At 60.8% G+C, this 24288-nt stretch carries 16 protein-coding genes; 3 read left to right on the plus strand and 13 right to left on the minus strand.

Annotated elements, in window-relative coordinates; all coding sequences use genetic code 11:
- Window positions 1–31: 31 nt before the first annotated feature.
- From QEH57_RS01595 to QEH57_RS01615, 5 genes are all read right to left on the minus strand, one after another.
- Entirely contained in the window at window positions 32–3601 is a 3570-nt protein-coding gene (locus QEH57_RS01595; protein ID WP_309004913.1) for a TonB-dependent receptor plug domain-containing protein, read from the minus strand.
- Between the two features lie 388 nt (window positions 3602–3989).
- Window positions 3990–5387, minus strand: coding sequence for a tetratricopeptide repeat protein (locus QEH57_RS01600; protein WP_309004914.1), 1398 nt, complete (start codon window positions 5385–5387; stop codon window positions 3990–3992).
- A gap of 5 nt (window positions 5388–5392) precedes the next feature.
- A complete protein-coding gene (locus QEH57_RS01605) occupies window positions 5393–6559 on the minus strand; it encodes a VCBS repeat-containing protein (RefSeq protein WP_309005298.1) in 1167 nt (388 codons plus the stop codon).
- A gap of 193 nt (window positions 6560–6752) precedes the next feature.
- A complete protein-coding gene (locus QEH57_RS01610) occupies window positions 6753–7865 on the minus strand; it encodes a TlpA disulfide reductase family protein (protein WP_309004915.1) in 1113 nt (370 codons plus the stop codon).
- 113 nt (window positions 7866–7978) lie between these two features.
- Complete coding sequence (locus tag QEH57_RS01615) at window positions 7979–9139, minus strand: XylR family transcriptional regulator (protein ID WP_309004916.1); 1161 nt, start codon at window positions 9137–9139, stop codon at window positions 7979–7981.
- A 103-nt stretch (window positions 9140–9242) separates the two neighbouring features.
- Between QEH57_RS01615 and galK the strand changes: the two genes are divergently transcribed.
- Window positions 9243–10430 (plus strand): galactokinase, encoded by a 1188-nt coding sequence (gene galK, locus QEH57_RS01620; RefSeq protein WP_309004917.1) that lies wholly within the window; start codon window positions 9243–9245, stop codon window positions 10428–10430.
- A gap of 195 nt (window positions 10431–10625) precedes the next feature.
- Complete coding sequence (locus QEH57_RS01625; protein ID WP_309004918.1) at window positions 10626–12173, plus strand: HDOD domain-containing protein; 1548 nt, start codon at window positions 10626–10628, stop codon at window positions 12171–12173.
- Between the two features lie 47 nt (window positions 12174–12220).
- Here the strand turns inward: QEH57_RS01625 and QEH57_RS01630 are convergent, their stop codons facing one another.
- The 8 genes from QEH57_RS01630 to nrfH all read right to left on the minus strand — a co-directional run bounded on the left by QEH57_RS01630 (window position 12221) and on the right by nrfH (window position 22951).
- Complete coding sequence (locus QEH57_RS01630) at window positions 12221–12682, minus strand: bifunctional nuclease family protein (protein ID WP_309004919.1); 462 nt, start codon at window positions 12680–12682, stop codon at window positions 12221–12223.
- A gap of 163 nt (window positions 12683–12845) precedes the next feature.
- Complete coding sequence (locus QEH57_RS01635) at window positions 12846–14210, minus strand: TolC family protein (protein WP_309004920.1); 1365 nt, start codon at window positions 14208–14210, stop codon at window positions 12846–12848.
- Window positions 14211–14255: 45 nt separating this feature from the next.
- Complete coding sequence (locus QEH57_RS01640; protein WP_309004921.1) at window positions 14256–17396, minus strand: efflux RND transporter permease subunit; 3141 nt, start codon at window positions 17394–17396, stop codon at window positions 14256–14258.
- Between the two features lie 14 nt (window positions 17397–17410).
- Window positions 17411–18517: an efflux RND transporter periplasmic adaptor subunit gene (locus QEH57_RS01645; RefSeq protein ID WP_309004922.1), complete on the minus strand. Its 1107-nt coding sequence runs from the start codon at window positions 18515–18517 to the stop codon at window positions 17411–17413.
- A 111-nt stretch (window positions 18518–18628) separates the two neighbouring features.
- Window positions 18629–19414 carry a cytochrome c biogenesis protein CcsA gene (ccsA, locus tag QEH57_RS01650; RefSeq protein ID WP_309004923.1) on the minus strand — a complete coding sequence of 262 codons (786 nt, stop codon included), beginning with the start codon at window positions 19412–19414 and terminating at the stop codon, window positions 18629–18631.
- Window positions 19411–20694 (minus strand): cytochrome c biogenesis protein ResB, encoded by a 1284-nt coding sequence (locus tag QEH57_RS01655; RefSeq protein WP_309004924.1) that lies wholly within the window; start codon window positions 20692–20694, stop codon window positions 19411–19413. Before QEH57_RS01655 ends, ccsA begins: the two co-directional genes overlap by 4 nt.
- Window positions 20695–20820: 126 nt before the next feature.
- Window positions 20821–22323 carry an ammonia-forming cytochrome c nitrite reductase gene (gene nrfA, locus QEH57_RS01660; RefSeq protein ID WP_309004925.1) on the minus strand — a complete coding sequence of 501 codons (1503 nt, stop codon included), beginning with the start codon at window positions 22321–22323 and terminating at the stop codon, window positions 20821–20823.
- Window positions 22307–22951: a cytochrome c nitrite reductase small subunit gene (gene nrfH / locus QEH57_RS01665; protein ID WP_309004926.1), complete on the minus strand. Its 645-nt coding sequence runs from the start codon at window positions 22949–22951 to the stop codon at window positions 22307–22309. The genes nrfA and nrfH overlap by 17 nt, the downstream gene beginning before the upstream one ends.
- A gap of 206 nt (window positions 22952–23157) precedes the next feature.
- Between nrfH and QEH57_RS01670 the strand changes: the two genes are divergently transcribed.
- Window positions 23158–24165: an AraC family transcriptional regulator gene (locus QEH57_RS01670; protein WP_309004927.1), complete on the plus strand. Its 1008-nt coding sequence runs from the start codon at window positions 23158–23160 to the stop codon at window positions 24163–24165.
- The last annotated feature ends 123 nt before the right edge of the window (window positions 24166–24288 follow it).

The following is a 24288-nucleotide window of genomic DNA, read 5'->3' on the forward strand; positions in this document are numbered from 1 at the left end:
GCCTTCCTGGTTAACTGTTCTGAGCTACCGCTTAGAACGAGAATGTATTGGTGATCTTCCAGACGGTTCCTTCCGGGATGCGAACCGTTGCTGGGCTGCCGTCGGGCTGGACCGTGATCGGAATGAGGTCGTCGCTGGCGAAGAGGTTCCTTACGTTCAGCTGGATGTTCCAATCGATGCGATCGTTTAGCGGACGGCTGTAGCCGACCCACATGTCGATGTTGTCCTCGGCAGGTCCGACGAAGGGGTTGTCTAGGTCGAAGGCGCGTGGATCGTCGATGGTGGCACCGGGCAGGATGGGGTAGCCGACGACCTGACCGTCCTGCCAGCGGTAGGCGCCGCCTACATTGAGTCCGGAGAAGGTGCCGTCGGAGAAGGAGTAGTTCGTGATGAGGTTGAAGCGCCACGGGCGGAGCTCCGGCACGTTGGCGCCTTCTTGCATGCGGTAGAGCCAGTAGCCTGACATGTACTCGCGGGTGAACTTGCCCAGTAGCGATTCGTTCGGGCTGTAGCTGCCGTTCCAGAAGCGAACGTCGCCCACGACTCCGACTTGCTCGCCGTCGAGAGTGACGGGCGAGTTGTAGACTGCCCAGCGGGCTTCGGTCCATTCGACGAGGGAGCCTGCCATATTGGTGCGTTCCGCGGTGGTCTTGGATGCGTTGGCGGAGATGTTCCAGTTTTTGACTGGCTGGGCGGCGAGTTCGAACTCGATGCCTTCCGAGCGAGTGTCGCCCGAGACGGTGAAGCCGTTTGGAATGGTGCCCCAGATGAAGTTTCCTTGGTCTGCGGAGGCGATGTCGATGCCCCAGAGATCGTACCAGGAGTCGGGGAGGCGCGTATCCATGTAGGCTTGGGTGATCGCGTCGCCGACGGCTTGGGCGTAGGCGATTTGCTCGTCGCTCCAACCGTCTTCGGGCGTGCTGTCGGCAGCGATGCCGAGTGGATCGTAGCCTTCACGGAAGTCGGCCCAGCCGCCTACGTTCGCCCGGAGCAGGTTGCCGCGTCCGAAGCCGTATGCCCAGGCCTCGGCGCCCCAGATCATGTAGGCTCCGCCGAAGCTGTCCAAGCTCGCGTCCGAGACCTTGGTTTCGTACCAGGTGGTGCGCAGGGAGAGCTTGTCTTCAAACATGGATACGCGGAAACCGTAGTCCTTGGTGGTGCCTTTCGGCGAGGCGATGGAGTTGCCGTAGACATCGATGCGGCCGGCGGATGGCTGGAAGTTTTCCGACTCGTTGTAGAAGAGGGAAACGTTGGCTCCGCCTGGGAGACGGTCGCGCCAAGCTTGGGGCGTGTGCACGACGAGACTGTAGCTGCGGCTGTAGTCGGAGTCTACGTTGTTCGGCTCCCTGGGGAGGGCGTAGTCGGCGCTTTCCAGATCGATCGTATCGCTTCCGTCACTACGCTTGGGCAGTTCGCCGCCGCCTTTGGAGAAGGCGGATTGTTCGTCGTGGCGCACGCCAATGCTGGGAACGACCAGCCCGTCGAACATGTAGCCTTGCCAGTTCATGGCCCAAGACTCGGTCTTGGTTTTCTGAAGGGAGGCGTTGGTGGTGAGCAGGTCGCGGTCGCCCTCGGCGTCGCTGATGAGGTTGAGCGCGTAGTCGGCTCCGTTCCAACCGACGTAGTTGGCTGGGTTCATGGCTTGGGTGGACTCGTCGCCGTATTGGTCGATCCAGACGTCGTCTGGCGAGGCGGATGAGTTCCAAGTGGTATTGAACACGGGGAGGTTGCCGTCGCGGGGGATTTGGGTCGCGTAGAGGCGGCCGATGTTGGCTCCGGAGAGGCGGGAGCGGTTGGAGATGTCGTCCGAGAGGTAGGTCAGCACGTTAACGGTGCGGTTTCTCAGGGCGGTGTCGTCGTTGAAGGTGACGCCGTAGGAGAGCGGCGCGGCGTAGCGGAACCAGCTTCGGTCTTCCCATTCGTGGGTTTCGTTGCTGAGGAGGCCGGTGAAGACGTGGCGGCCTACGATTTCGCCGAGTTTGTTGTCGCCGAAGATGTCGCGTCCTTCCAGTTCCGCGAAGGCGGTGAGGCGTTCGGCGTCCCGCTTGGAGACGTAGCTATTGTTGGAGAACTGGTCGGATATCATAGCGGCTCGCCCGTAGTTCGGGTTGACGGATCCGTCGACGAGGTGGTTGTTCAGGTCGATGGTGATCGCTTGTCCGAAGTCGGAGGTGAGGTTGGTCTGGCCGCGCTCCAGGTTTTCGCGATAGACGGCCGCTTCCAGGCCGAGCTTGTTGTCGAGGAAGGTTTGGGAGAGGTTCGCGTTGAGCACGTCGAAGTCCGACCACTCTTCCTTGTTCGGTCCGTCGATCAGCTTGTTGCGGAAGTCGAAGATGGAGGTGTCGAGCAGGCGCTCGTCCTTGTAGAAGTCGTAGTTTTCGCTGGTTTGCAGCGTTCCTTCCAAGTCTTTGCGAGCGATGACGCCGGACATGATGGTCCAGGGAAGCGACACGGTGGAAGTGACGTTCTTGGAGATGTCGGTGGTGATCAGCCGATGCTCGGAGCTGGTCGGGTCGTCGAAGACGGCTACGATGCCGCCGTAGTTACGTCCGAAGGCTCCGATCGCCTGGTTAAAGTAGTTCGAGTTGCTGCCGCGCACACCGGCTCCGAGATCGCCCGCGGCGCGCAGGGCCTCGATAGTGGGACCGTCGCTTTCGCCGAGGGTTAAGGGATTGATGCCTCCGGCTTGGCGAATGGCAGCTAGCTCGCTATTGGTCCACCAGGGCGTGATGAGGTCGCCTGGAGGTAGGATGCGGGGACGGTTGGCTTCGATGCTGCCGTTCTCGAACTTTACGTTCAGCTGGGTGCTGGCGCTGTCGGTCTTGAGGAATTGCGGCTCGTAGCGCAGGGCGGTGAAGAGTCGCTTGTCTTCGTTGAAGGCCGGGCGTTGCTGGTACTTCGTATTGTCGTTTAGGACGGCGACGCGGAAGGAGAGCTCGTCCTCGATGAGGGTTATGTTCTTGTCGGCGGAGAAGCGCAGGCTTCCGTAGCTGCCGAAGCCGAGGGATACTTTTCCGTCGTCTCCGAAGTGGGCTCCGTTGACCGAGGCGTTGATGATGCCGGCAGGGGCGCCGATGCCGAAGAGAATGGCGTTGGGGCCGCGTTGGAGGTCGACGCGACCGACGTTGTAGGAATCCCAGGGAACTCCGGTGAGGAAGAAGTCGCGCGTATTGTCGGCCTGGCTGAGGCCGCGGACGCGGGTGCTTTCGTGCGGAGCCATGCGTTGGTTCGTGTCGTCAAGGGCGTTGCCGTTGCCGAGACCCGCGAAGTTGCCTCCGACGCCGGATACTTCAGTGTTGGTGGTGTACTGGAGCAGGGTTTCGTTGTTGGTGGCTCCGGTATCCTTGAGGAAGTCTTCGGTTATGACGCTGATGGCGGAACCGACGTCCTTGAGGTCGGTGCGAATACGGCTGCCAGCTAGGGTCGAAGTGGCCCTATAGCCGCTCGAGTCCTCGGAGGTAACCTCGAAGGGGGAGAGCTCGAAGACTTCCTCCTCTTCGTCGTTTTGGGAGAAGCCGCTCGTGGCCGCTAGGGAGAGGGCGCTGGTCAGGAGGAAGAGCCCGCTGAGCCTTCTCCTTGGGTAGTGTGTAGGTTTTGTCATGTTCGAATCGCTTGGTTTGATCGGGGTTGTTTTTTGTTTCCGGGTTTGAACTGGATTTTGCTAGGCGCCGCATTGTGAATCGGCCGCCGAACTCCAGGCGGGAAAGGGTTGAGACGGCAAAGAATCTAAAAGATAGAACGTTAAATCAAATAACTCGGGTAAGTTGGGTAGTGGATTTGGGGGAAGGCATAGCTCGACTGTCGGGAAGCTATCTAGAGGGGTCGTTGGAAGTGTCGATGGGAGGGGCAAACCTCATGATGCATCGTTAAATCTAGGAGCCGAGGAAAGCCCCTCCTGTCAATTCAAATTGCGAGTCCCACTTGGTTGAAAGGGACGCGGCTGTGGGTCGACGCCGCAGTGGCGTTCGGAAGTTGAGGGGGCGGCGCGGCTAGGGGTTTTGGCGAAAACTTTGTCGAAAGGATTGCTCTAGAATTTCCAGGTCCTCGAGGGAGCGGTTCGGATGATCCTGCAGTTCGCGAATCCGCTTCCGCGCTTCGGTTCGCCGCTTTTGTGAGATTGCGATTTTAGCCAGCATAACGAGGGGATCCGGGTGGGAAGGTTCCGCTTTGAGGGCGGCGGTGGCTTCTTGGTTTGCCATTGCGAGGTAGCCTTGCATGAGGGCAATCATCGACAGTTGTATATAGGAGCGCGCTTCGTTGGGTTGGAGCCTTTTGGCGTGCTGGAATTCCGTCTTCGCTTTTTCGTAGAGCCCGATCATGGCGTAGCGTTTTCCGTTTCCGAAGTGGACGTATCCAGAATCAGGGCACGAGATTAGAGCTTGGTCGATGGCTCGGGAGAGCTCGCTGTAGTTTTGCTCTTCCATAAGAAGATGGATGAGAGCGGCCCAGGATTCGGAATCGCGCGGCGCGAGCGAAGTCGCCTGTTGGTAGTAGGCTTTGGCAGCGGCGAGCTTGCCTTCGCTTTGGTAGAGCGTTCCCAGTTGTTTCAGGTAGGCGCTAGAGTTGGGGGCGAGTTCGATCGCTCTTTCCAGCAGTCTTTGGGCGGAGGTGGGATCGTTCGATGTCGCCGCAGCGACGCTCAGTTGGTAAGGATCGTAGCAATGGGAGTCGATTTCCTCGAGGTAGGGATCCGGTATCGGAATCTGTTTTCCGAAGGAGCGCGTCCTGGCAATTTCCGCGAGTTCGCTTTGCTGCAAGTGTTCGAGAACCGTGGTGAGCAAGGCCCATCCGGCGCGGAATCCTGGATCTATGGATACGGATTTCTCGAACTTGGAGAGGGCATCTTGCCAGTTTTCTTCGTGGATGTCGCAACGGGCTAGGCCGAGTAGCGCATGCGTGCTTGGGGGGGCGGTGGCGGCTGCTTTCTGGAACGTTTCTTTGGCTAGGTCGTAGCGGTTCAGTTTCAGCTGCAACTCTCCCAGCTTGAGCAGTGGCGCGAGGGGGGCGCTGGCTTTGCTGGCGGCGAGGGCTTGCAGCTCGTGGGCTTCACGCAACTGGCCGAAGCCAGCGAGCAAGCTTGCGAGGAGATGGGGCCAGGCGGGCTGGTCGGGATCTCGTTCCATTAGTCGACGGTAGGCCTGCATGGCTTTGGACGGTTCGCCATTGGCATGGTAGAGCTTAGCGAGCCTCTCCAAGGCTTGCCGGTCTCCCGCTTCGGATTGCGAAAGGGCTTTCTCGACCTCGGTCTGGTAGATTGCGGAAGGGTCGCGGGGTTCGGTCTGGAGCGCGGCATTGCTGTCCTCGTGGGGCGCCTTGCCGCAGGCTGCCAAGGCGAAGCCAAGGAGGAGCTTGGCAAGAAGGGAAACGATTGGTCGGAAATTGCTCATGGGAATCATCGTTTGCTCCAGATGCGAACGCGACTCATCGTGCCCCAGGGTGGATAGGCGTGGAATCCCCCGGTCACGATTTCCGGGAAGGCGTCGCCCTCGAAGTTCGCAACGCTTGCGCTTACCAGGTGAGTCGGAATCGAGGCGAGCGGGATTTCTTCGAACTCTTCGTCTCCATTATTCAAATACGCGACCAGTGAGTACGCTTCAGCTTTGCTCCATTCGTTGAAGCCGCTGACTGCGATTATGTCCACGTCTCCATCGAGGTCCAGGTCGATCCCGACAGGGCTGTAGGCTCCAGGCAAGTCGGCAACGCGGTGGTAGGTGAACTGGGCTTGTCCGTCGTTCTCCAACCACTGTACGCCGTGCCAAGGGCGAGCTCCGGGCTCGGCGTAGTCGAAACCGTCCCCGTTGGTATAGAGAATGTCGTAGTCGCCATCCTGGTCGAGGTCGCAAAGGCTGATCCCGCTGCTGCCGAAGTCTTCGTTGGTCGAGCCGAAGACGATCCGATCCGAGAAGTTTCCTTCGCCATCGTTTTCGAAGAGGTGGATCTCCTCGTATTGCTGCGAGACGATCGCGACGATGTCTAAGGAGCCGTTGCCGTTTAGGTCCTCGACGGCGACGTTGACGGTTCCTGGCAGACGAGAGAGGGTGTGGCTTTGGAAGGTCCAGCCGCCTTGGTTTTCCAGCCATGCGATTTCGCCTTGCTGGTATCCAAATTTCGCTACGGCTATGTCGAGTCGCCCGTCTCCGTTGAAATCGCCCGCCCTAAGGTCAGTTACGCGGTAAGTGTCGCTGACGATTTCATGTGAAACGTAGCGTTCTGCTCCGGTATTTTCCAGCACGTTGACGGAACCGATCAGGTCGTTGTTGGGGAAGACTTGGCCCATGCAGGCAAGAAGTATATCGAGGTCGCCGTCTTGATCGATGTCTACGGTTTCGGAGTGCACCGGAGCGGGAAGCTGGTCGGCGAGGATGCGTTCTTCGTATCGAGAGCTCGTCGATTGGCGTATCCAACTTAGGGAGTTGGATTGCGCGTCGCAGACCAGCACGTCCATCAAGCCGTCGGCATCGAGGTCGACGGCTTTGACGTGGGTAATCCAAGGGCGAGCGCTGGCGGGTGTTCCGATCTCGGCGCTCGAATAGGCGAGGGAGGGCGGCGCGTTATTGATCTATTCCGTTTCGCTGCCGCTGGGCTCGCGACCGCAGGCGGCTAGGAAGATAAGGAGCGGCAGCGCGAGCAGGCTGCGGCTTGCGCGGATTCTCGTGGGGCGGGGCTGAGGCATGCCGCAAATAGTTTATCGTTCAATCATGCATGTCAATGGGATCGGTGGCGCTTTGGGAGGGGTGGAATCAATGCCGGGGTCAGAGGAGGCCGAGTTCGCTTAGCTTTTGGTCGAGGGCGGTGCCGCGGAGGTTTTTGGCGATAATGCGGCCGTCGGGATCGAGCAGGAAGCTTGCGGGAAGGGCGGAGACTCCGTACTTGGCGGCGAGGGGGGAGGTCCAGCCCTGCAGGTCAGAAACGTGAATCCAATCTGCTTGGTCGCGAGCGACGGCGCGGCTCCAGGCTTTTTCGTTGGTGTCTAGATTGACGGCGAAAATCGTAAAGCGGTCGCTGTCGGCCTGCTGGACGAGTTGGGCGTAATGCTTGTTTTCCAAGCGGCAAGGGGGGCACCAGCTCGCCCAGAAATCCACGAGCACGTAGCGGCCGCGATGTTGGCTGAGGCTTGCGTTTTCGCCGTCGAGGTTCGCGGCTGCCAGTTCGGGCGCGAGGCTGCCGAGGGCGACGTTGCGGGCGATTTGAATCCGGTTTTTCAGGCTGCGGGTCGCTTCGATGTCTCCGTGCCGCTGGGCAAAGGAGTCGACGAGCTTGGCGAGTTCGGGGAGCCGATAGTCGCCGTCGAGCCGCAGGGAACTTCCGTAGAGAGCCATGGTGGGGCCGGCGTTTTGGATGACGAAGTCGTTTAGTTCTTTCAGGTGTTCCTGGTAGGCGTCTACCTCGGCTTGGGTGAGCTTTTCGATTTCTTGCTCCGTCGCGTTGCGGCTTTTGGCGTTGCGAATGTCATTACGCGTTGGATACACGAGCCGGGCGAGCGATTCCTTACGAAAGCTTTCGTAGGCTTGCAGGATTTCGGTGCCCGGGGACCCCTTGGCTTGCAGGTTTCCTTGTTCGAGGGCGAGCTCAACGGTTTCGCCGTCAGCCACGGCGAGCGTGAGCTTTGGAGCGGTTTCGACGGTTAGCACGAAAATGCCTGCTTCTTCGGTGGATTGCAGGGAAAAGGATCCGTCGGCTTCGGTTTGGGCGGAAAGGACCTGTCGCGTTGCGCGTTGGTCGACGTCGTGACGGGCGAGGGTAACGGTGGCGGAAGGGGGCAGAGCGGACGGGGCGGCGACGATTTGGAAGTCGGCCCGGGCGGAGCTGGCTAAGGCTGCGAAAGCGATCAGGGCCGCTAGAATTGAATTTCGATTAATCCTCACGCAGAGGGGACGGGCCAAGGAGGTCGCCGCTTGCGCGGGAAGTCAAGTGACGGCGTTTTCGCAGGGGCTCCAGAGCTGGGGGGAGCGGGGTCTCTTTGCGGATGAGTTTGGGCTTATCGCGGCTTGCTGTGTTGGATGCGATATTGGCCGGGGGTGCAGCCAATCCGTTTCTTGAATACGAAGCCGAGGTATTCTTGGTGGCGGAATCCGCAGCGTTCGGCGAGGTCCGGCAGGGGAAGGCTGGTGGTGGCGAGCATTTCCTTGGCCCGGTTGACGCGTACGGTGAGGATGGACTCGAGCACGGTTTGCTTGAGGGAGCTGCGGAAGCGTCGCTGTAGTACGCTTCTCGATACGCCGGAGGCTCGGGCAATGTCGTCGACGCTAATGGGATCGCAGGCGTTGGCGCGAATAAAGCGCAGGGCTTTGACGAGGGCCGGATCTTCCAAGGCGGTGGCGTCGCTGGACGGACGCACGTGAAGGATGCGGGGGGAGACTTCGGTGCTCTGGCGAATTTCCGGGTTTCGTTCCAGGATGCAATCGAGGACGCGGGCGGCTTCGTAGCCGATCAGCTCATGGTTTGGCTCGACGCTGCTGAGCTGCGGTTGGCAAATTTCGCAGAAGGGGAGGTCGTTGTCGACGCCGACGAGGCTGACCTGGTCGGGCACGCTGAGGCCGGAGGCCTGGCAGGCGGCCAGCACGTCGGGGCCGAACTGGTCGCTCGCGATCATGACGCCGACCGGCTTGGGCAGGGCGGCGATCCAGGATTGGATGCGGTCGATATAGTTGGCCCAAACTTTGGAGGCGCGTTCTTGGTGGGCCACTTCGAGGACCGAGAGCTCCGTTCCGAGGGAGTCGCGGCAAAAGGCGGCCAGCTCCTGGCGGCGGGCGAGCGACCAAAGCTCGTCGCTCAGGCCGAAGAAGGCGATGTTGCGGAAACCCCGTTCCTTGAAGTGGTTTCCGACGAGGGCGGAGATGGCGGCTTCGTCGCATTTGACGACGGGGTAACGGGTTCCGGGAACGTTTCCCAGCACGTCGACCACGGGGACCTGGCAGGCCTTGACGGTCTCGTGCAGGTCCGGGTTGGCGATGCGGGCGATGATGCCGTCACCTTGCCAGTTCTCCAAGGAGCCGGGAGCCATGGCCCCTAGCGGTCCGGTGTGGTAGTGCAGGGACCAGTCGTTGCGTTCGCGGGCGAAGCGGGAGATGCCACGAACGATTTGCCTGCCGGAGTTGAGGGAGGTTTCGACGAGGATGGCGATGTTCTTCTTGGGCATGGCTTGCTTGACCGGATTTCTACAAAGTTTGACCTGCGCAATCGTTGTTCAAGCTAAAAATAGCTGCTATCATGCCGTACCGTAACTGATTGAATCTTTTAATATGAGCACTCAAACCCTCTCGCCTGAACATCACGCTAGCATCGAAGCAGTCGGAACCCTTTTTGCGGATTCCGGATTTGGAACGCCGGAGGTATTTGGCGTGGCGCCAGGGCGGGTGAACGTGATTGGCGAGCACATCGACTACAACGGCGGCTTGGTCCTGCCGGCAGCGATCGACCGTTGGGTGCATGTGGCGATCCGCCGGCGCGAGGACGATTTGGTGCGCTTGGTTTCCGCCCAGGCGCCGGGGAAGCTGGTGGAGTTTTCCGCGAGCGAGGAACTGGCTCCGGAAGGCAAGAGCTGGGGGAATTACGTGAAGGGCGTAGTCGCGGGCTTGAAGCGGGCTGGTTTCGCGGTTCCCGGCTTCGAGGCGGCTGTGATTTCAACCGTTCCAGTGGGTGGCGGCCTGAGTAGCAGCGCGGCTTTGGAAGCGGTTTTCGGCAAGGTGATCTTGGAGCTGATCGGCGAAGAGATGGACGACCTTGCCCTGGCCAAGCTTTGCCAGAAGGCCGAGCATGATTTCGCAGGGGTTCCCTGCGGCTTGATGGACCAGGCGGCGGTGATCCTCTGCGAGGAAGGCAAGCTGCTGATGCTCGATTGTGTGGACGACAGCTTCCAGCACGCCCCCTTCGAGGATCCGGATTGGGGACTTTTGATCATCAATTCCTGCGTGAGCCATGAGCTTTCCGACGGAGGCTACGCGGTGCGCCGCGACGGTTGCCACGCGGCAGCTAAGATTTTGGGAGTCGGGACCTTGCGGGAAATCAATCCGGCGAAGTTGGAAGAGGCTCTGAAGCATCCCGAACTGACCGAAGACATGCAGCGCTACGTGCGTCATGCGGTCACCGAAATCGCCCGCACGCTCGAGACGGTGGAGGCACTGGGCGAGCGCGACTACGCGCGGGCCGGCGAATTGCTCAATGCCAGCCATGTCTCCTTGCGCGACGACTATCGCGTGAGCTGTCCGGAGCTCGATTTCATTGCGGAGCTCGCCCAATCCCAGGAAGGCGTGGCCGGCTGCCGTATGACGGGTGGCGGTTTCGGGGGATCGGCGATCGCCTTGGTACGTCGCGATTGCGTGGAGTCTCTGAGCCGCTTGATCGAGCAGCGCTACGAGGCGGAGTTCGGAATCGAGCCCAAGATCTTCGAAACGCGTCCGATGGGCGGGGCCCGGGCCTGGAAGGCCTAAGGGACGAGGCCTGGAAAGACCCCAAGGCTTATTCCCTGCTTACACTAAACTCCATAGGTCGAAGCGCCGATAGCTAGGTTGACCTAATTCCCCTGCGCGAGCACCGGTACTTTCCGCTGGGGAACTGGGTCGATAAACCTCCTTTCCGTCGATTCGCTCCGATTCGGCGGATCTATCACCAAGAGACATCGCGCCGTGGCCACCCCAATCCCTGATACCCTCAATCCTTTAGCCCGCAAAACCTTGCGGCGGCTCAACGAAGCAATCGAGGGCGGGCAGACGGGGGCCATGCCGGAAATCGTGCAGACGGTGCGCAAGCTCTCCGGGCAAATCGCGACGGTGTCGATCCAAGACCTTTCGGAGATCATCGAGCGCGATCCTAGCGTGACCGAAAAGGTCATCAGCGCCGCGAACACTTTCGGCTACAATCCTTCCGGCATCGAGATCGGCACCATCACGGAAGCGATTCACACGGTCGGCTTCGACCGGATCCGCAATCTCACTTTGACGGTGATGCTCGCCCAAAACGCGGGCAAGGGGATGGACAGCGAGCAGCAGCGCGAGATGGCGTCGCTCTCGGTATGCAGCGGGCTGCTGGCCCAGAACCTGGTTTCAAGCTCGGAGCTTTTCAGCTGCGATCCTGATATCGCTTTCGTGAGCGGGTCCTTGCGAAATTACGGTAAGCTGCTGATGTCGACCTTCTTCCTGGACGAGTACACGCAGGCCAGGGAGCTGGCCCGGCAAGGCGCCAACGACGAGGCCTACTACGACGCTTTCGGCATGACGCCCCTAGAGCTTGGGCATACGCTCCTGCTCAGCACGAACCTGCCGGATATCATCATGGAGTCCTTGGAAAGGGTCCCCAAGGAAAAGCTGACGCGCTCCGCCCAATCCGATTCGGAGGAGGTTCTGATCGCGGCGGAGTTTTGCGTGCAGGTCTGCGAATTGGCGTTCAACGATTCGCTGGGGCCGGACGCTTTCAAGAAGGAATTGGCGGCGATCGTGCAGCGGTTTGGGGACAGTATTCCTATCGACTTGGACATGGTCACTGCGGGACTGGAGGAGGTCGATTCCAGCATGGCTCAGCTCAACGAGGTGATCGGCATCAAGAATTCGCCCGCGAACAATGCCCTGCGGGCGCGTCTCGACGGCAGGCCGCTAAGCAAGCCGGCTACCAAGAAGGAAACTCGAAAGAGTATTGGTATCGGAAAACCGAATACGGAGCCCGAACGGGATCTGAGCGAGATTTTAGAGTCGATGCTGGAGAGCGAAGAGCCGCTCGACGACGAGCAAGTGAAGCTGCTTTACGACAGCTTAAACCTGGCGATCGCGGCCGAGCTCGGACTCGATTGCTGCATGACCTTCCTGGAAGACCAGGAGAACAGCAGGACGGTGCGTTTCTCCGCCCGCAATGGCACGGGCTTGCTCTACGATCGGATCAAAACCCGGCCGCTGGTTTCCTCCGACAACAAGGACATCTTTTCGATCTGCCTCGCCCGCGGGGAGGATATCCTGATCCAGGACGCGAATTCAGGAAAGATCGCCAAGGTAATTCCAGATTGGATACACGACCGGGGCGAAGTGAATTCGCTGATTTTGCTTCCGGCTTCCTTGGATAAGAAGCTGTTCGCCCTTTTCGTAGGCGTTAAGATGGACGGGACGCCGATCGAGATCGAGCCGGCTACCCATCAGCGCTTCCGCCAGCTGCGGACGCAATTGGCGAAGATGCAGTCGCGCCGTTAGGGCGTAGGAATAGAGCTCCGTCGCATCGGGAGCTCGGGTAGGGGCGGCTACTTGTCGCTCGATTCCTCGTTTTGCTGCTTGAGCACGCGTTCGAGGATGGAGGACATGTCTTCGGTGGTACTGAAGACCTTTTCGGCCACGTAGATGGGCACGTTGTTCTGCAGGGAAAGTACGATGGAGTCGCTGGGGCGGGCGTCGAGTTCGATGATCTTGGTATCCACCTCGTTGCTCATCTCGATGAAGATTCGGGCGAAGAAGGTGCTTTCCTCTACGTCGTTGATGATGATGCGGGTGATCTTGGCCTCGAGGCCGATCAGCATGGAGGAGATGAGGTCGTGGGTGAGGGGGCGCTCCTTCTTGACTCCGTTGAGGGCCATGGAAATGGCGTTCCCGACGCTGTGGTCCACGTAGATGACGAATACCTTGTCCTCGTTGCCCAGGAACACGGCACAGCCGTTAACGGTGGGCATGACGCCTTTTACAGTGATTTGGATTACGCTGGTATTCATGTGGGGAATGGGCAGCAAGAGTCGTGGTGCCTGTGAGTATACTCTAAACAGGGATCGTCCCGTTTGGGCAAACATTTAGCGAAGCTTTCGTTTTTCGCAGCTGTCCGTTCGGGCGCGGGCTCGCCTCCCGCTTTGGGAGGGAGAATGAGGGCTTTGCCGCCCTTTATTCGGCGCTGGGCCAGGCCTCGCGGGAGATGGCCTCGCTGCCGAGGGCGCGTCGGTACTGGGCCACGGCCACGAGGTGCTGGTAATTGGCCGCGAGAGCGTTGGTGCGGGCTTCGGTGAGGGCTACGCGGGCTTCCAGCACGTCGAGCTGGCTGATCGAGCCGGTCTCGAAGCGGGAGTCGGCCATGCGCACGGCTTCTTCGGCCTGCTCGACGACCTTGACGGCGGCTTTCGCAAGTTGGTCGGCCTCTTGCAGGGCGGAGATGGCTTGGCGTACTTGGACCTCGATGCCGAGGCGGTAGGACTGCTGCTGGATGCGAGCTTGCTCGAGCTGGGATTGGGCTTGCAGGCGCTGGCCTTTGGTTTTGCGTCCGTCCCAGATGTTCCAACTGGCTTCCACTCCGACCGTCCAGCCGTCGGGGCCGTCGTCGAAGCTGGAGGAGAAGCTGGAGCGTTGCTTGCCGTAGGTGCCGACTAGGTCGAGCGAAGGCTTGAGTCCGGCGTTGGCGATCTCGAGCCCTGCTTCGCGGGCTTTGGCGATGGCTTCCAGCTGCTTGAGCTCGGAGCGGTTGGCGAGGGCTTGGTCGAGGGCGGCTTGCAGTTCGTAGTCGATGGGGCGGTAGACGAGCTCGTCGGTGAATTCGGGGATGCGTTCCAGGTTGTGGGCGTCGCGGCGGTAGTTTTGGTAGCCCATGCTTTGGCGGAGCTGCTCGATGGCGACGCGGTAGGCTCCGCGTCGGCGGATGAGGGCTGGCTGGGCGTTGGCGAGGGCGACTTCTGCCCGCAGGACTTCGAAGTCGGAGACGTCGCCCGCGTCGCGGCGGAGCTTGGCGTTGTTGAGGGTTTCTTCCAGCAGCTCGATATTCTGCTCTTCGACGCCGATTTGGTCTCGGGCCAGCAGGGCGGCGTAGTAGCGGGTTCGCACTTCCAGCAGGGCGTCGAGCACGGTGGTCTCGAGGGCGAGCAAGCTCGATTCGCGAAGGAGGTCCTGCACCTCGAGGGCGGCTCGGATGCCGCCGCCTTGGTAGAGGGCTTGGCGGGCGGAGAGGGTGATTCCCCAGGATTCCGTGCTCGCGGGAAAAAAGCTGTTCGCTTCGCTGAGCCCTTCGTCGAGCTGGTAGTAGGAGGCGTTGACCGCGAGGCTGGGCAGGGCTCGAGCCTTCACTTCGACGATGAGGCCTTCTTGTTCCTTGATCGCCTCGATAGATTGCTTGATGGCGAAGTTGTTCTCGAGAGCGAACTCGAGGGTGGTTTGCAGCGAGAGGGAGGCGGGAACCTCGGGCGTTTCCTGTGCTGGCAAGGGCGCTAGGGCGGCGACGAGGGCGGCTAGGCTAGCGGTGGCGCGTTTGATTTTTGGATACACGGCTTTGAAAGAGTGAAGGGTGAAAGTGTGAAAAGTGAATGGAAGCTAGGCTTCGGCTCCGGGTTCTGGAATGGGATCTTCTTTTCCGTGGTGTTCCTTGGCGATGAGCACGTAGAGAGACGGAACGAAGAAGAGGGTGAAGAGGGTGCCGATGGCCATGCCGCAGACGAGCACTAGGCCGATGGAGTTACGGGCGGCGGCGCCGGCTCCGCTGACGAAGATGAGCATCATGTGGCCGAAGACGGTGGCTGCGGTGGTCATGAGGATCGGACGCAGGCGCACGGCGGCGGCTTCGGAGGCGGCCTTGAGCTTGCTGCGTCCTTGGCGTTGCAGGGAGTTGGCGAATTCGACGATGAGGATCGAGTTTTTGGATACAAGGCCTAGGAGGGTGATGACGCCGACTTGGGAGTAGATATTCCAAGAGGTGGTCCAACCCCAGCTCCAATGCGGATCCCAAGGCCCGCCGGGGGCTCTGAGCGCGGTGAAGAGCAGGGCTCCGAACATGCCCAGTGGCACGGAGCCGAGCAGGATGATGAGCGGGTCGCGGAAGGAATTGAACTGGGCTGCCAGCACGAGGAAGATCAGGATCAGGGCCAGCCCGAGCGAGGGCAGGAAGTTGCTGCCCTCCTTGCGGAGTTGGCGGGACTCGCCCCCGTAGTCGACGTTGTAGTCGAGCGGCAGGGTTTGGCGGGCTTCGTTTTCCAGGAACTTAAGGACCGAGTCCAAGGGGGCGGCGGGGATGCCGGTGATCTTGACGGCGTTGAGCTGGTTGAAGCGCTTGAGGTCGCGCGGCTCCACGCTGTCCACGATGGTGGCGAAGGTGGAGAGCGGGACGAGCTGGCCGTTGGCGCCGCGGATTTGGATGTCGTTGAGGTCGTCGGTGGTGAGGCGGCTGGCCCGCTCGACTTGGGAGATGACCTTGTAGGAGCGTCCGTCCATGGGAAAGCGGTTGATGTAGTTGCCGCCGATGTTGGCCGCGACGTCGAAACCGACGGTTGCCATATCGAGCCCGAGGGCGGCGACCTTGTCGCGGTCGAAGACGATGCGGGACTGGGGCTCGTCGATCTTGACGTCCAGTTCCGGAGGGAAGGCGAAGAGTCCGCTGGCGGCGGCCTTGCCGGCGATCTCTTGGGCGAGAGCGGCGATTTGCTTGGTGTCGGCGGTGGAGGCGATGACCATTTCCACGGGAAAGTTTCCGGCGCCGGGCAGGGCTGCGGGAAGGATAGGGAAGATGGTAATGCCAGGGATGCCCATCAGCTTGGGCATGAGTTCGTAGCGGATCTGGAAGATATCGCGTTCGCGCTCGTCCCAAGGCTTGGCGATCATGCCGCCGAACCCGCCGGTGGGAAAGGTAATTTGGAAGGAGTAGTCGTATTCCGGGATGGATTCGAAGGCCTCTTGGGCTTGTTCGGTGAAATGCGAGGTGTTTTCGAGGGAGGAGTTGGATGCGGTGCTCACTACTCCGAAAACGATCCCTTGGTCCTCGGTGGGGGCCAGCTGGGTGTTCATCGAGGAAAGGATGAAGAGGGGGAAGATCGCGAGGGTCACGAGCGTCCAGCCCGTGTAGATGGCGGGGCGGGTGCGCAGGGTGGCGTCGACTAACCGTTGGTACTTGTCGCGCAGTCCGTCGAAGAAGCGATTGATGAAGCCGGTCATTCCCTTGTCCTCGCCCTTGGCGTTAAGCACCTTGGAGGCTAGCATGGGCGACAGGGTCAGGGCCACGAAAGCGGATATGAGGATGGCGCCGGCGAGGGTGACGGTGAATTCGCGAAAGAGCGAACCGGTCAGCCCGCCCTGGAAGGCGATGGGCGCGTAGACGGCGGCCAAGGTGAGGGTGGTGGCGATGATGGGGCCGATCAGTTCGCGGGCGCCGATGAGGGCGGCATCGAAGGGAGTGCGTCCTTCGCGCAGGTGTCGCTCCACGTTTTCCACGATGACGATGGCGTCGTCTACCACCAGTCCCACCGAGAGCACGATGGCGAGCAGGGTGATGAGGTTGATGGAGAAGCCGAAGATCTGCATCAGGAAGACGGCTCCAATGAGGGAAACGGGAATGGCGATGAGCGGTACGAGAACGGAGCGTATGGAGCCGAGGAAGAGGAAGATGACGATGACGACCACGAGGAGGGTTTCGCCCAGGGTGGTGACGACCTCGTTGAGGGCGTTGTCGATGTACTTGGTGGCGTCGTAGGCGATTTCCCCGCGGAAGCCGGAGGGGAATCGCTCGCGCAGGTTTTCCATCTCGGCGCGGATGCGGGCGATGACGTCGAGGGAGTTGGCGGAAGGGAGGGACCAGATGCCCATGAAGACGGCGGCCTCTCCGTCGAAGCGGACGTTGGTATCGTAGGTTTCGGCGCCGAGCTCGACTTCGGCCACGTCTTGGAGTCGTACGATGGTGGCTCCGTCGTCGCGGATCGCGAGCTGGCGGAAGCCCTCCTCGGACTCGAGGGCGGTGTTGGTGGAGAGCTTGACCTGGATGTGGTTGCCCTTGGTTTGGCCGACCGCGGCCAGGGTGTTGTTGGCTGCTAGGGCGGCCCGGACCTCCGAGGCGGAGATGTTGAAGGCGGCCAGCTTTGCGGGATCGAGCCAGATGCGCATGGCGAAGGTGCGGGCTCCGAGGATGTCGGCCCGCTGCACGCCTTCGACGGCGGTGAGGGCGGGCTGGACGACGCGGACGAGGTAGTCCGTGACTTCGTTTCGCTTCAGGTTCTCCGAGCGGAAACTCAGGTACATGGAGGCGAATTGGTTGTCGGCGGTCTCGATGTTGATGACCGGGACCTCCGCTTCCGGCGGCAGGTCGGCGCGGGCTTGGTCGACCTTGGAGGAGATTTCCGCGAGGGCCTTGGTGGCGTCGGCGTTGAGCTTCAGTCGGGCCGATATGGTAGAGAGGCTTTGCTGGGAGGTGGACTCCAGGTAGTCGATGGAGTCGGCGGCCGCGATGGCTCGCTCCAGCGGGGCGGTGATGAAGCCGCGCACCAGTTCCGCGTCGGCCCCGATGTAGGGCGTGGTGATGGTGACGATCGCGTTTTCGCTTTTCGGATACTGGCGAACGGTGAACCCTTCGCCGCCCTGGGTAGCGGTGTAGATGGCTTGGCCACCGGCGATGATGACGACCAGGTTGACGACAATCGCCAAGACCGGCCGGCGGACGAAGAGGTCCGTGAAGGCTTTTTTATGGTAGCTCATGGGAGCGGGGCCGGTTAGGCGTTGTCAGGCTGTGGATTGAGGGAAGGCGTGAGGGCCTTGGAATTGTCGATGACCACGGCGCGGCCGTTGGAGAGCTTGAAGACGCCGGCGGTGGCAACCTCTTCGCCCGGTTCCAGTCCTTGAGTTACGGATACGAAATCGCCCTTGCTTTTGCCCAGCTTGACGAAGCGCTGCTCGACGGTTTTGCCGGAGCCGTCCGCATTGGATTGGATGACGAAAATCGAGTTCCCGTAGGCTTGGTAGTAGATGGCGGTGTTGGGGATGGCCACGACCTCGAGGGGGTCGGGCTGGATGACTTCGACGCTGCCGAACATGCCGGGACGGAGTTGGCGGTCGGAGTTTTCGAGGATGGCGCGAACGCGGAAGGTGCGCGTGACGGGGTCGAGCTCGGGGTTGGTCGCCTCGACGGCGCCGCGAAAGGTTTTGCCGGGGAAGGAGTCGATGGTGACTTCGACGGGATAGTCCTTAGCGGCGGACTGCAGCTGCTTTTGCGGTAGGTTGAAGTCGACGTAGATGGGGTCGAGCTGTTGGAGCGAGGCGATGGCGACGCCGGGGCTGAGGTATTCGCCGATATCCACCAAACGGATACCGAGGGTGCCGGAGAAGGGGGCGTGGATGCGCTTCTTGGCGAGCACGGCCTTGATTTGCTCAAGCTGGGCGTTGGCCTCGGAAGCGGTGGCTTCGGCGCGGTCGAACTCCGACTGTGAGATGGTGCGGGAGCCGAGCAGCTCGCGGGACCGATTGAGGTTGAGGTTGGCCAGTTGGGCTGAGGCTTCGGCGGAGCGGAGCTGGGCTTGCTCGGTCGAATCGTCGAGGGCGAGCAGCAGGTCGCCGGCTTGCACTTCCTGGCCGGATTCGAAGAAGATTTTGGATACGGTTCCCGGGACTTCGGAGGAAACCATGACGCCTTTGGAGGCGCGAAGGGAGCCGGTTGCCTTGACGGTGTTGTCCCAAGTTTGCTCTTGGGCGACGGCCGAGGTGACGACCGAGGGCGGAAACGCCATAGGCGGCGCCGCTTCGAACTGCTTGGCTTTGACCAAGAAAATCGCTGTGAAGATCAGCCCGAGAAGGCCGAGTACGGTGAGGAATGCTTTTATCACGTTTAGAGAGGAGCAGGTTCGTTGTTCTCGGTGTGCTACGAAAAAGCCTACCGCGCGCTTGCGACTCCCTTGTGATTAAAACCGATTAAGTTGAAAGCTTTTTCTAGGTATTTATCGGGTGTAGGTATGAACGCTTTGGTCGGCGATGGGGAGGTGGTTGAGGCCGAACCAGCAGAGAAGGAGCACGATCCAGGCGGCTCCGAGGAAGAGGAAGGCGCCGCGAGCCTGCAGGGGATGTTGCAAGCGGAAGTGCAGGTAGCCGAGGTAACCGAGCCAAGTGAGCAGGGCCCAGGTCTCCTTGGGATCCCAAGCCCAGTAGTGGCCCCAGGCTTCCTTGGCCCAAACGGCGCCGATGCAAAGGCCGAGCGTTAGGAAGGCGAATCCGATTTGAACGGAGCGGTCGGCGAATTCGAGGGATTGCTTTGATTTGTTGCTGAGGGGGGCGGCTCGCCAGCCGCGGATACTGGCGGCGAAAGCGGCGGAGAGGAAGGCGTAGGCGAGCAGGTACGCGAGGACGTGGGGAACGAAGAGAACGCTGCGTAGCGCGGGCATGAGGGTGCGGTCCCAGCTCTCGGGATGGGCGAGGTTGATGCCGAGAAAGAGGCCGGCCAAGGGGATGGCGTAGTAGAGCGGCCATGTCATTTTCCAGCGGATACAGATGCAGCCGGCCGCGATGGGGAGGAGGAAGGCGTACCAAAGGCGCGTTTCGCCAAGGGTGCGCAGGGGAGGGCGGTCGAGGGTGATCCAAATGGCGAGGAGGATGCCGCCGAGAGCGAGGGTGCCGAGGGTGAGGAGAGAGATGCCGAGGGCTCGTTTCTTAGGGAAGAGAGTGAGCCCGGCGCTCCAAAGGAGCAGGGCCAGGGCAGCGGCGTAGGGAAAGGTTTGGATTAGGTTCATTTTTCTTGATCCGGCGCGGCCGTCGCGGGCTGAAGCTCGGCGCTACGAGGGGCGACGGCGATGCGGTCGAGCAGGTGCATGATGGCGCCGAGAGCGAGCAGGGCGATGCCGGTGTAGACGACGGGTATCCAAGGATCCCTTACGGCCTCGAGCACGCTCCAGCGGGAGGCCTTGCCGGCGGTTTCGTCGTAGGAGAGCTGGTTGAGTTCCCAGCCGTCGACCTTGACGGGCTTGTTGACTTCGACCCGGACGGGATAAGGGGGCTCGCCTTTTTTGAGGATGGTGATCTCGGAGGCGAATCGTTTAGGGCGGGGGAGGGCCATTGCGAAGCGGAAGCCGCTGTCGCCGGCTAGGATGGTTCGGGTGGGGACTTGGTCGTTTCCGCAGGTGGTCCAGCCTGTGATGGCGCTACCGCTCGCCAGGTGGGTGGCGCGAAGCTGGGCGGCGGGCGGCGCGTAGGGCGAGTCGGAGGCTTGGTAGCCGTCTCCGTGCGGCAGGGCTCCTTCGAAGCTTTGCAGGACTTCTATTTGCCAGCCGCGGATTTGGGCGAGGTTTCCTTGGTCGAGGTCGATGAGGGGTTCGCCTTTTTGCCAGACGATTTCCTTTTCGTCCGGATCGACGAGCGTGAGCTGGGTAGTGAAAAATTCGATACTGAAGTCGGAGAGCAGGACGCCGAAGGGGAGGTAGCGGGTTTGCGAGCCGTCGCTGCTGCTGACTTCAGCGGTGGCGTTGCCTTCGGAGACGATAAGCTCCCAGCGTTCGAGGTCGCTGGACGAGAGCAGTCCGGCGGCGATGAGCAGCCACATGCCGCCGTGGCTGACGTAGAACTTGAGGCGAGCTTTCTTGAGCTTGGTGAGGCGCCCGGCGGTGGCGAGTCCGAGGTTGAGCAGGAAGAGGATGAGGGCTGCGTTGAAAGGGAGAGAGGTGATGGGGTTGGCGAGGCCGAGCAAGCGGAGGATCTCGGGGAGCTGGGTACCGTCGCTGGCGGGGAGGGTGCCGGCTACCAGGACCCAGAGGAAGAAGTGGGCGATGACGCAGAGGGCGAAGGGGAGTCCGCCCAGCAGGAGCGTGGGGGCGAAGCGTTGTCCCTTGAGGCCGATGAAGAAGAGCCAGAGGGCGACGAGCCCTAGCAGGATGGCATTGGTGGGCCAGGGAGGAGCGATGAGTGGCTTGCCGTCTTGGAAAATGGATACGGCACAGGCGAGCAGGCTGGTGCCTAGGCAGATGAGGCCGCCGATCTTGTATTCGGATTTTGGGGGCTGAAGGGAGTTATCCTGCATTTGAGATTGCTCCAAGAGGAGCACGAAGGAATTGGGGGGTAAACCGAGTTTTTGAAAGCTGTAATTCGAAAAGGGCCGTTCGCTGTTTCGCGAACGGCCCGGAGCTTTGGATTGAAAGGGGCTATTCTAGTAGATGCTTTTCTTGGTGGAGACGTTGTCTGGCAGGCCCATGGCTTCTTGGCGGGCGGCGGCTTTCTTGTCCCATTCGGGGAAAAGCTCCTCGCGGTGCTTGGCTTTGGTGGCTTCGAGTTCCTCTGGATCGAGGCCGATGTAGCGTTGGGCTTTCTCCTTGGTGGAGATGTCTGGCATGGCGATCTCTTCGGTGATGCCATGCTTCCAGAGGACGCGGGCGATTTCCTGTCGGGCGGCTCCGGCTTTTTCGATGGCGGTGCCGAGGACTTGCAAGGCGGTGTTGGGCGCGTGGAAGCCGGCTCCGTTGGCGGCGGCTACCCAGTCCCAGCGCCATTGGGCGTGACGGATATGGATGAGGGAAGTCTTCATCTCCTCCTCGGTGGCCCCGGCGTCCCAAGCGGCTTTGGCTTCGATGTGGGCTTTGGCGAGGAGGCCTTCGACGATGCCGCGCAGCTCCATGACCTTGTTCTGGCGTGAGTAGACGTCGCCCATGAGGGTGGCTTCGGACTCGCGGTGGCAAACTTGGCAGGAATTGGCGATGTTGTTGAGGGGGCTTTGTACGTGGTGGTCGGTGAACTTGGCTCCGCCCTCGTTCTTGTAGGGCATGTGGCAGTCGGAGCAGGAGACGCCGCGCTGGCCGTGCACGCCGGTCATGTAGAGCTCGTAGTCGGGGTGCTGGGCCTTGAGCATGGGAGCCCGGGAGAGTTTGTGGGTCCAGTCGGAGAATCCGAGCTCGTCGTAGTAGGCTTCCATGGCTTCGGCGGAGAAACCTTTGTCCCAAGGGAACTTGAGGTATTTGGCGGGCTCTTTCTGGAAGTAGTACTCGACGTGGCACTGGGCGCAGACGAGGGAGCGCATTTCCTGGTGGGTGGCCTCGTTGATGTCGTCGCCGCGGGCCTTGAAGGCTTCGGCGAGAGCGGGGCGGGAGATGCGTAGGTTCATGTTCTTGGGGTCGTGGCAGTCCTGGCAACCGATGGCGTTGACGATTTGGTCGCCGCGGTCGAACCAAGTGGCGTCGTAGTATTCGGCGACGCCGAGTTCGTTCATGACTCGGGGGACGTCCGGGCTTTTGCAGGTCCAGCAAGTGGCGGGCATGCCGGCGTTGGTGCGGTAGGTTTCGCGGATGTCCTCCACGGCGTAGGCGTGGCCGCGGCCTTGCTCGTAGGCTTTGGAGAATCCGTATCCAGCCCACAATACGACGAGATTGGGAAACTCTTCGAGGTAGTCGGTCTTGGCGGAGCCGCCGTGGGCGGACTTGAAGTCGGTTTCGGCGGTTTTCTTCCAGGTTTCGTACTCGCGTGGGAAGTTGGCTCCCCAGACTTCGTTGCGCGGTTCCCACTCGCCGATGGGGTTGGTCATCTTGGCTTGCTTGGCCTCGCCTCTACGCTCCATGACGGTGGTTATGAGGAAGCCGACGATGGCGACGCCTACGAGGGTGGAGAGGAAGAGGATCCAGCCCATGCTGGAACTGCCGGATTTCTTATTTTGCTGGTTCATTTTCGGAAGGGGTTGGCTTTGAAAGTTTTCCTTGTAGCCAGTCTGGCATTACGGAATCGAGGTCGGGCGTGCGGGCCCATTCTGCGGAGGAGAGGCTGTTGACCTTGCCGTGCGGCGTTTCGCGGTGGCAGTCCCAGCAGAGCTTGCCCTGGCCTTGTTCGGCTTGCTGGAGGCTGACGGCCAAGTGAATGCCTTCGTCGAGCAGGTGCTCGTGGCAGCGGATGCAGTTTTGCTGGATGACGCCCATGCCCGGTTCGTGCACCTTGATGACTTGGGGCTCCATGTGGAAGGTGAACATGAAGGCGTGGCGAGCTCCGTCCTTGGCCTTGAAGTAGTACTTGTTGACGACGTTGTCGTGAGGGACGTGGCAGTCGTTGCAGTTGGCGACGCGGGCATGGCTGCCGCGCTCCCAGGTGGCGAACTGGGGCGTCATGATGTGGCAGTTGACGCAGGCGGCGGGATCGTCGGAGAGGTAGGAGGTGGCGTTGGAGACGCGCAGGAGCACGATGCCCAATCCGAAGAGGGTGCCGAGGGCGAGGATCAGGGGCAGCCTCCATCGGGGAGGGCAGAACCGCGCCAAGGAACGCTTAGGGGCGGGAGAAGGGGATGAGGGAGGAGCGGGTTGCATGGCTCTTAGCCGGGAGTCGATGTCGCTGGAGTTGCGGTAATTGGGTAGAAGAGCGGTGGCGAATAATCAAGAATAAAATACCAATTACTCTTTGTTGAATCGATCGGCTCGAGTGGATCTTCAGGTTGTATTGCAAAACTCGCTCACCTAGGCATTGATGGATTCCAAGTAACGGGACTCCTTCTCGAATCCTTTCAGCACTATACATGAGCGATCCCAAACGTTCAACCGAAGCGAACAAGAAAGGCCATATTGGCAGTCCTCTGTCGAAGGCGGACCGTATCGAGATTATCGAGACGCTAGGCCGTTGCGTGCGGGAGGCGGAGTACAACCAGCTCAAGCTGAAGGTGCCCAGCGACGAGGGCAGGCTGCAGAAGCGTCCGGGCATGCACTACCACTTCAAGCCGGAGATTTTCGTGCAGACTAGCGGTTGGACGGAGTTCAAGGTGCCGAACGAGACGGTGACGGTTTGCCCGGGGGAGGTCTGCATCATGCCTGCGGGCGTGCCGCACCATGAGACGATTTCGTCGCGGAAGGATCCCTTCAAGAATTTGGTCGTGGGCTTCTACAGTAACGCGATCAGCGTGCACTTGGCCTTCGAGGTGGAGCCTGGCAAGCCTGAGATCGACGTGATCGAGTTCTACGATGCTCCGAACTTGGACGTGTTTTTGAGCCTGACCAACGGCTTGGTGGAGAACAGCAAGAAGAGCGGGGCGACGCGGGACCATGTGGTGAAGGGCTTGAGTATCGCTCTTTTCGCTATGATCAAGGGCTTGGTGGAGCGGGGCAACGAAGGGATCAACCAGGACATCGGCAAGGTGTTTCAGGCGAAGTGGCTGATTCGTGAGCAACTTTCGAATACGGAGCTCAACGTGAAGATGTTGGCGGAGCGCCTGCAGTGTTCGCCGGATTACTTGTCCCACCTTTTCAATACGCAGACGGGCGAGAAGCTCACGCACTACATCCAGCGAATCCGCATCGAAGGGGCGGCTTTGGCCTTGCAGACGACCCCGCTTTACGTGTCGGAGATTGCCTGGTCGAGCGGCTTCTCGGATCCGGCGTATTTTGCCCGCGTCTTCAAGAAGTTCCTCGGAATGTCGCCGCAGGAGTACCGCGCCGAGAGCGAGGAGCGTCGCCGCAAGGAAGAGGCGCGACCGAAGACGATCTACTACGATCGCGTCGACTACTCGGCGGGCGAGTCGCATCGGGAATAGGCTGGGGGAGTTCGGGGGCGGGGCGAGTGGCTTGTATCCAGAAAAAGGCGACTGGTTTAGGCGGGTTGAAGACTCTGGGGCTTGGGATCGTTTGGAAGAGTTTCGCCGTTGTTTTGCATCTCG

The organism is Pelagicoccus sp. SDUM812005 (assembly GCF_031127875.1).
Lineage (GTDB): Bacteria > Verrucomicrobiota > Verrucomicrobiia > Opitutales > Opitutaceae > Pelagicoccus.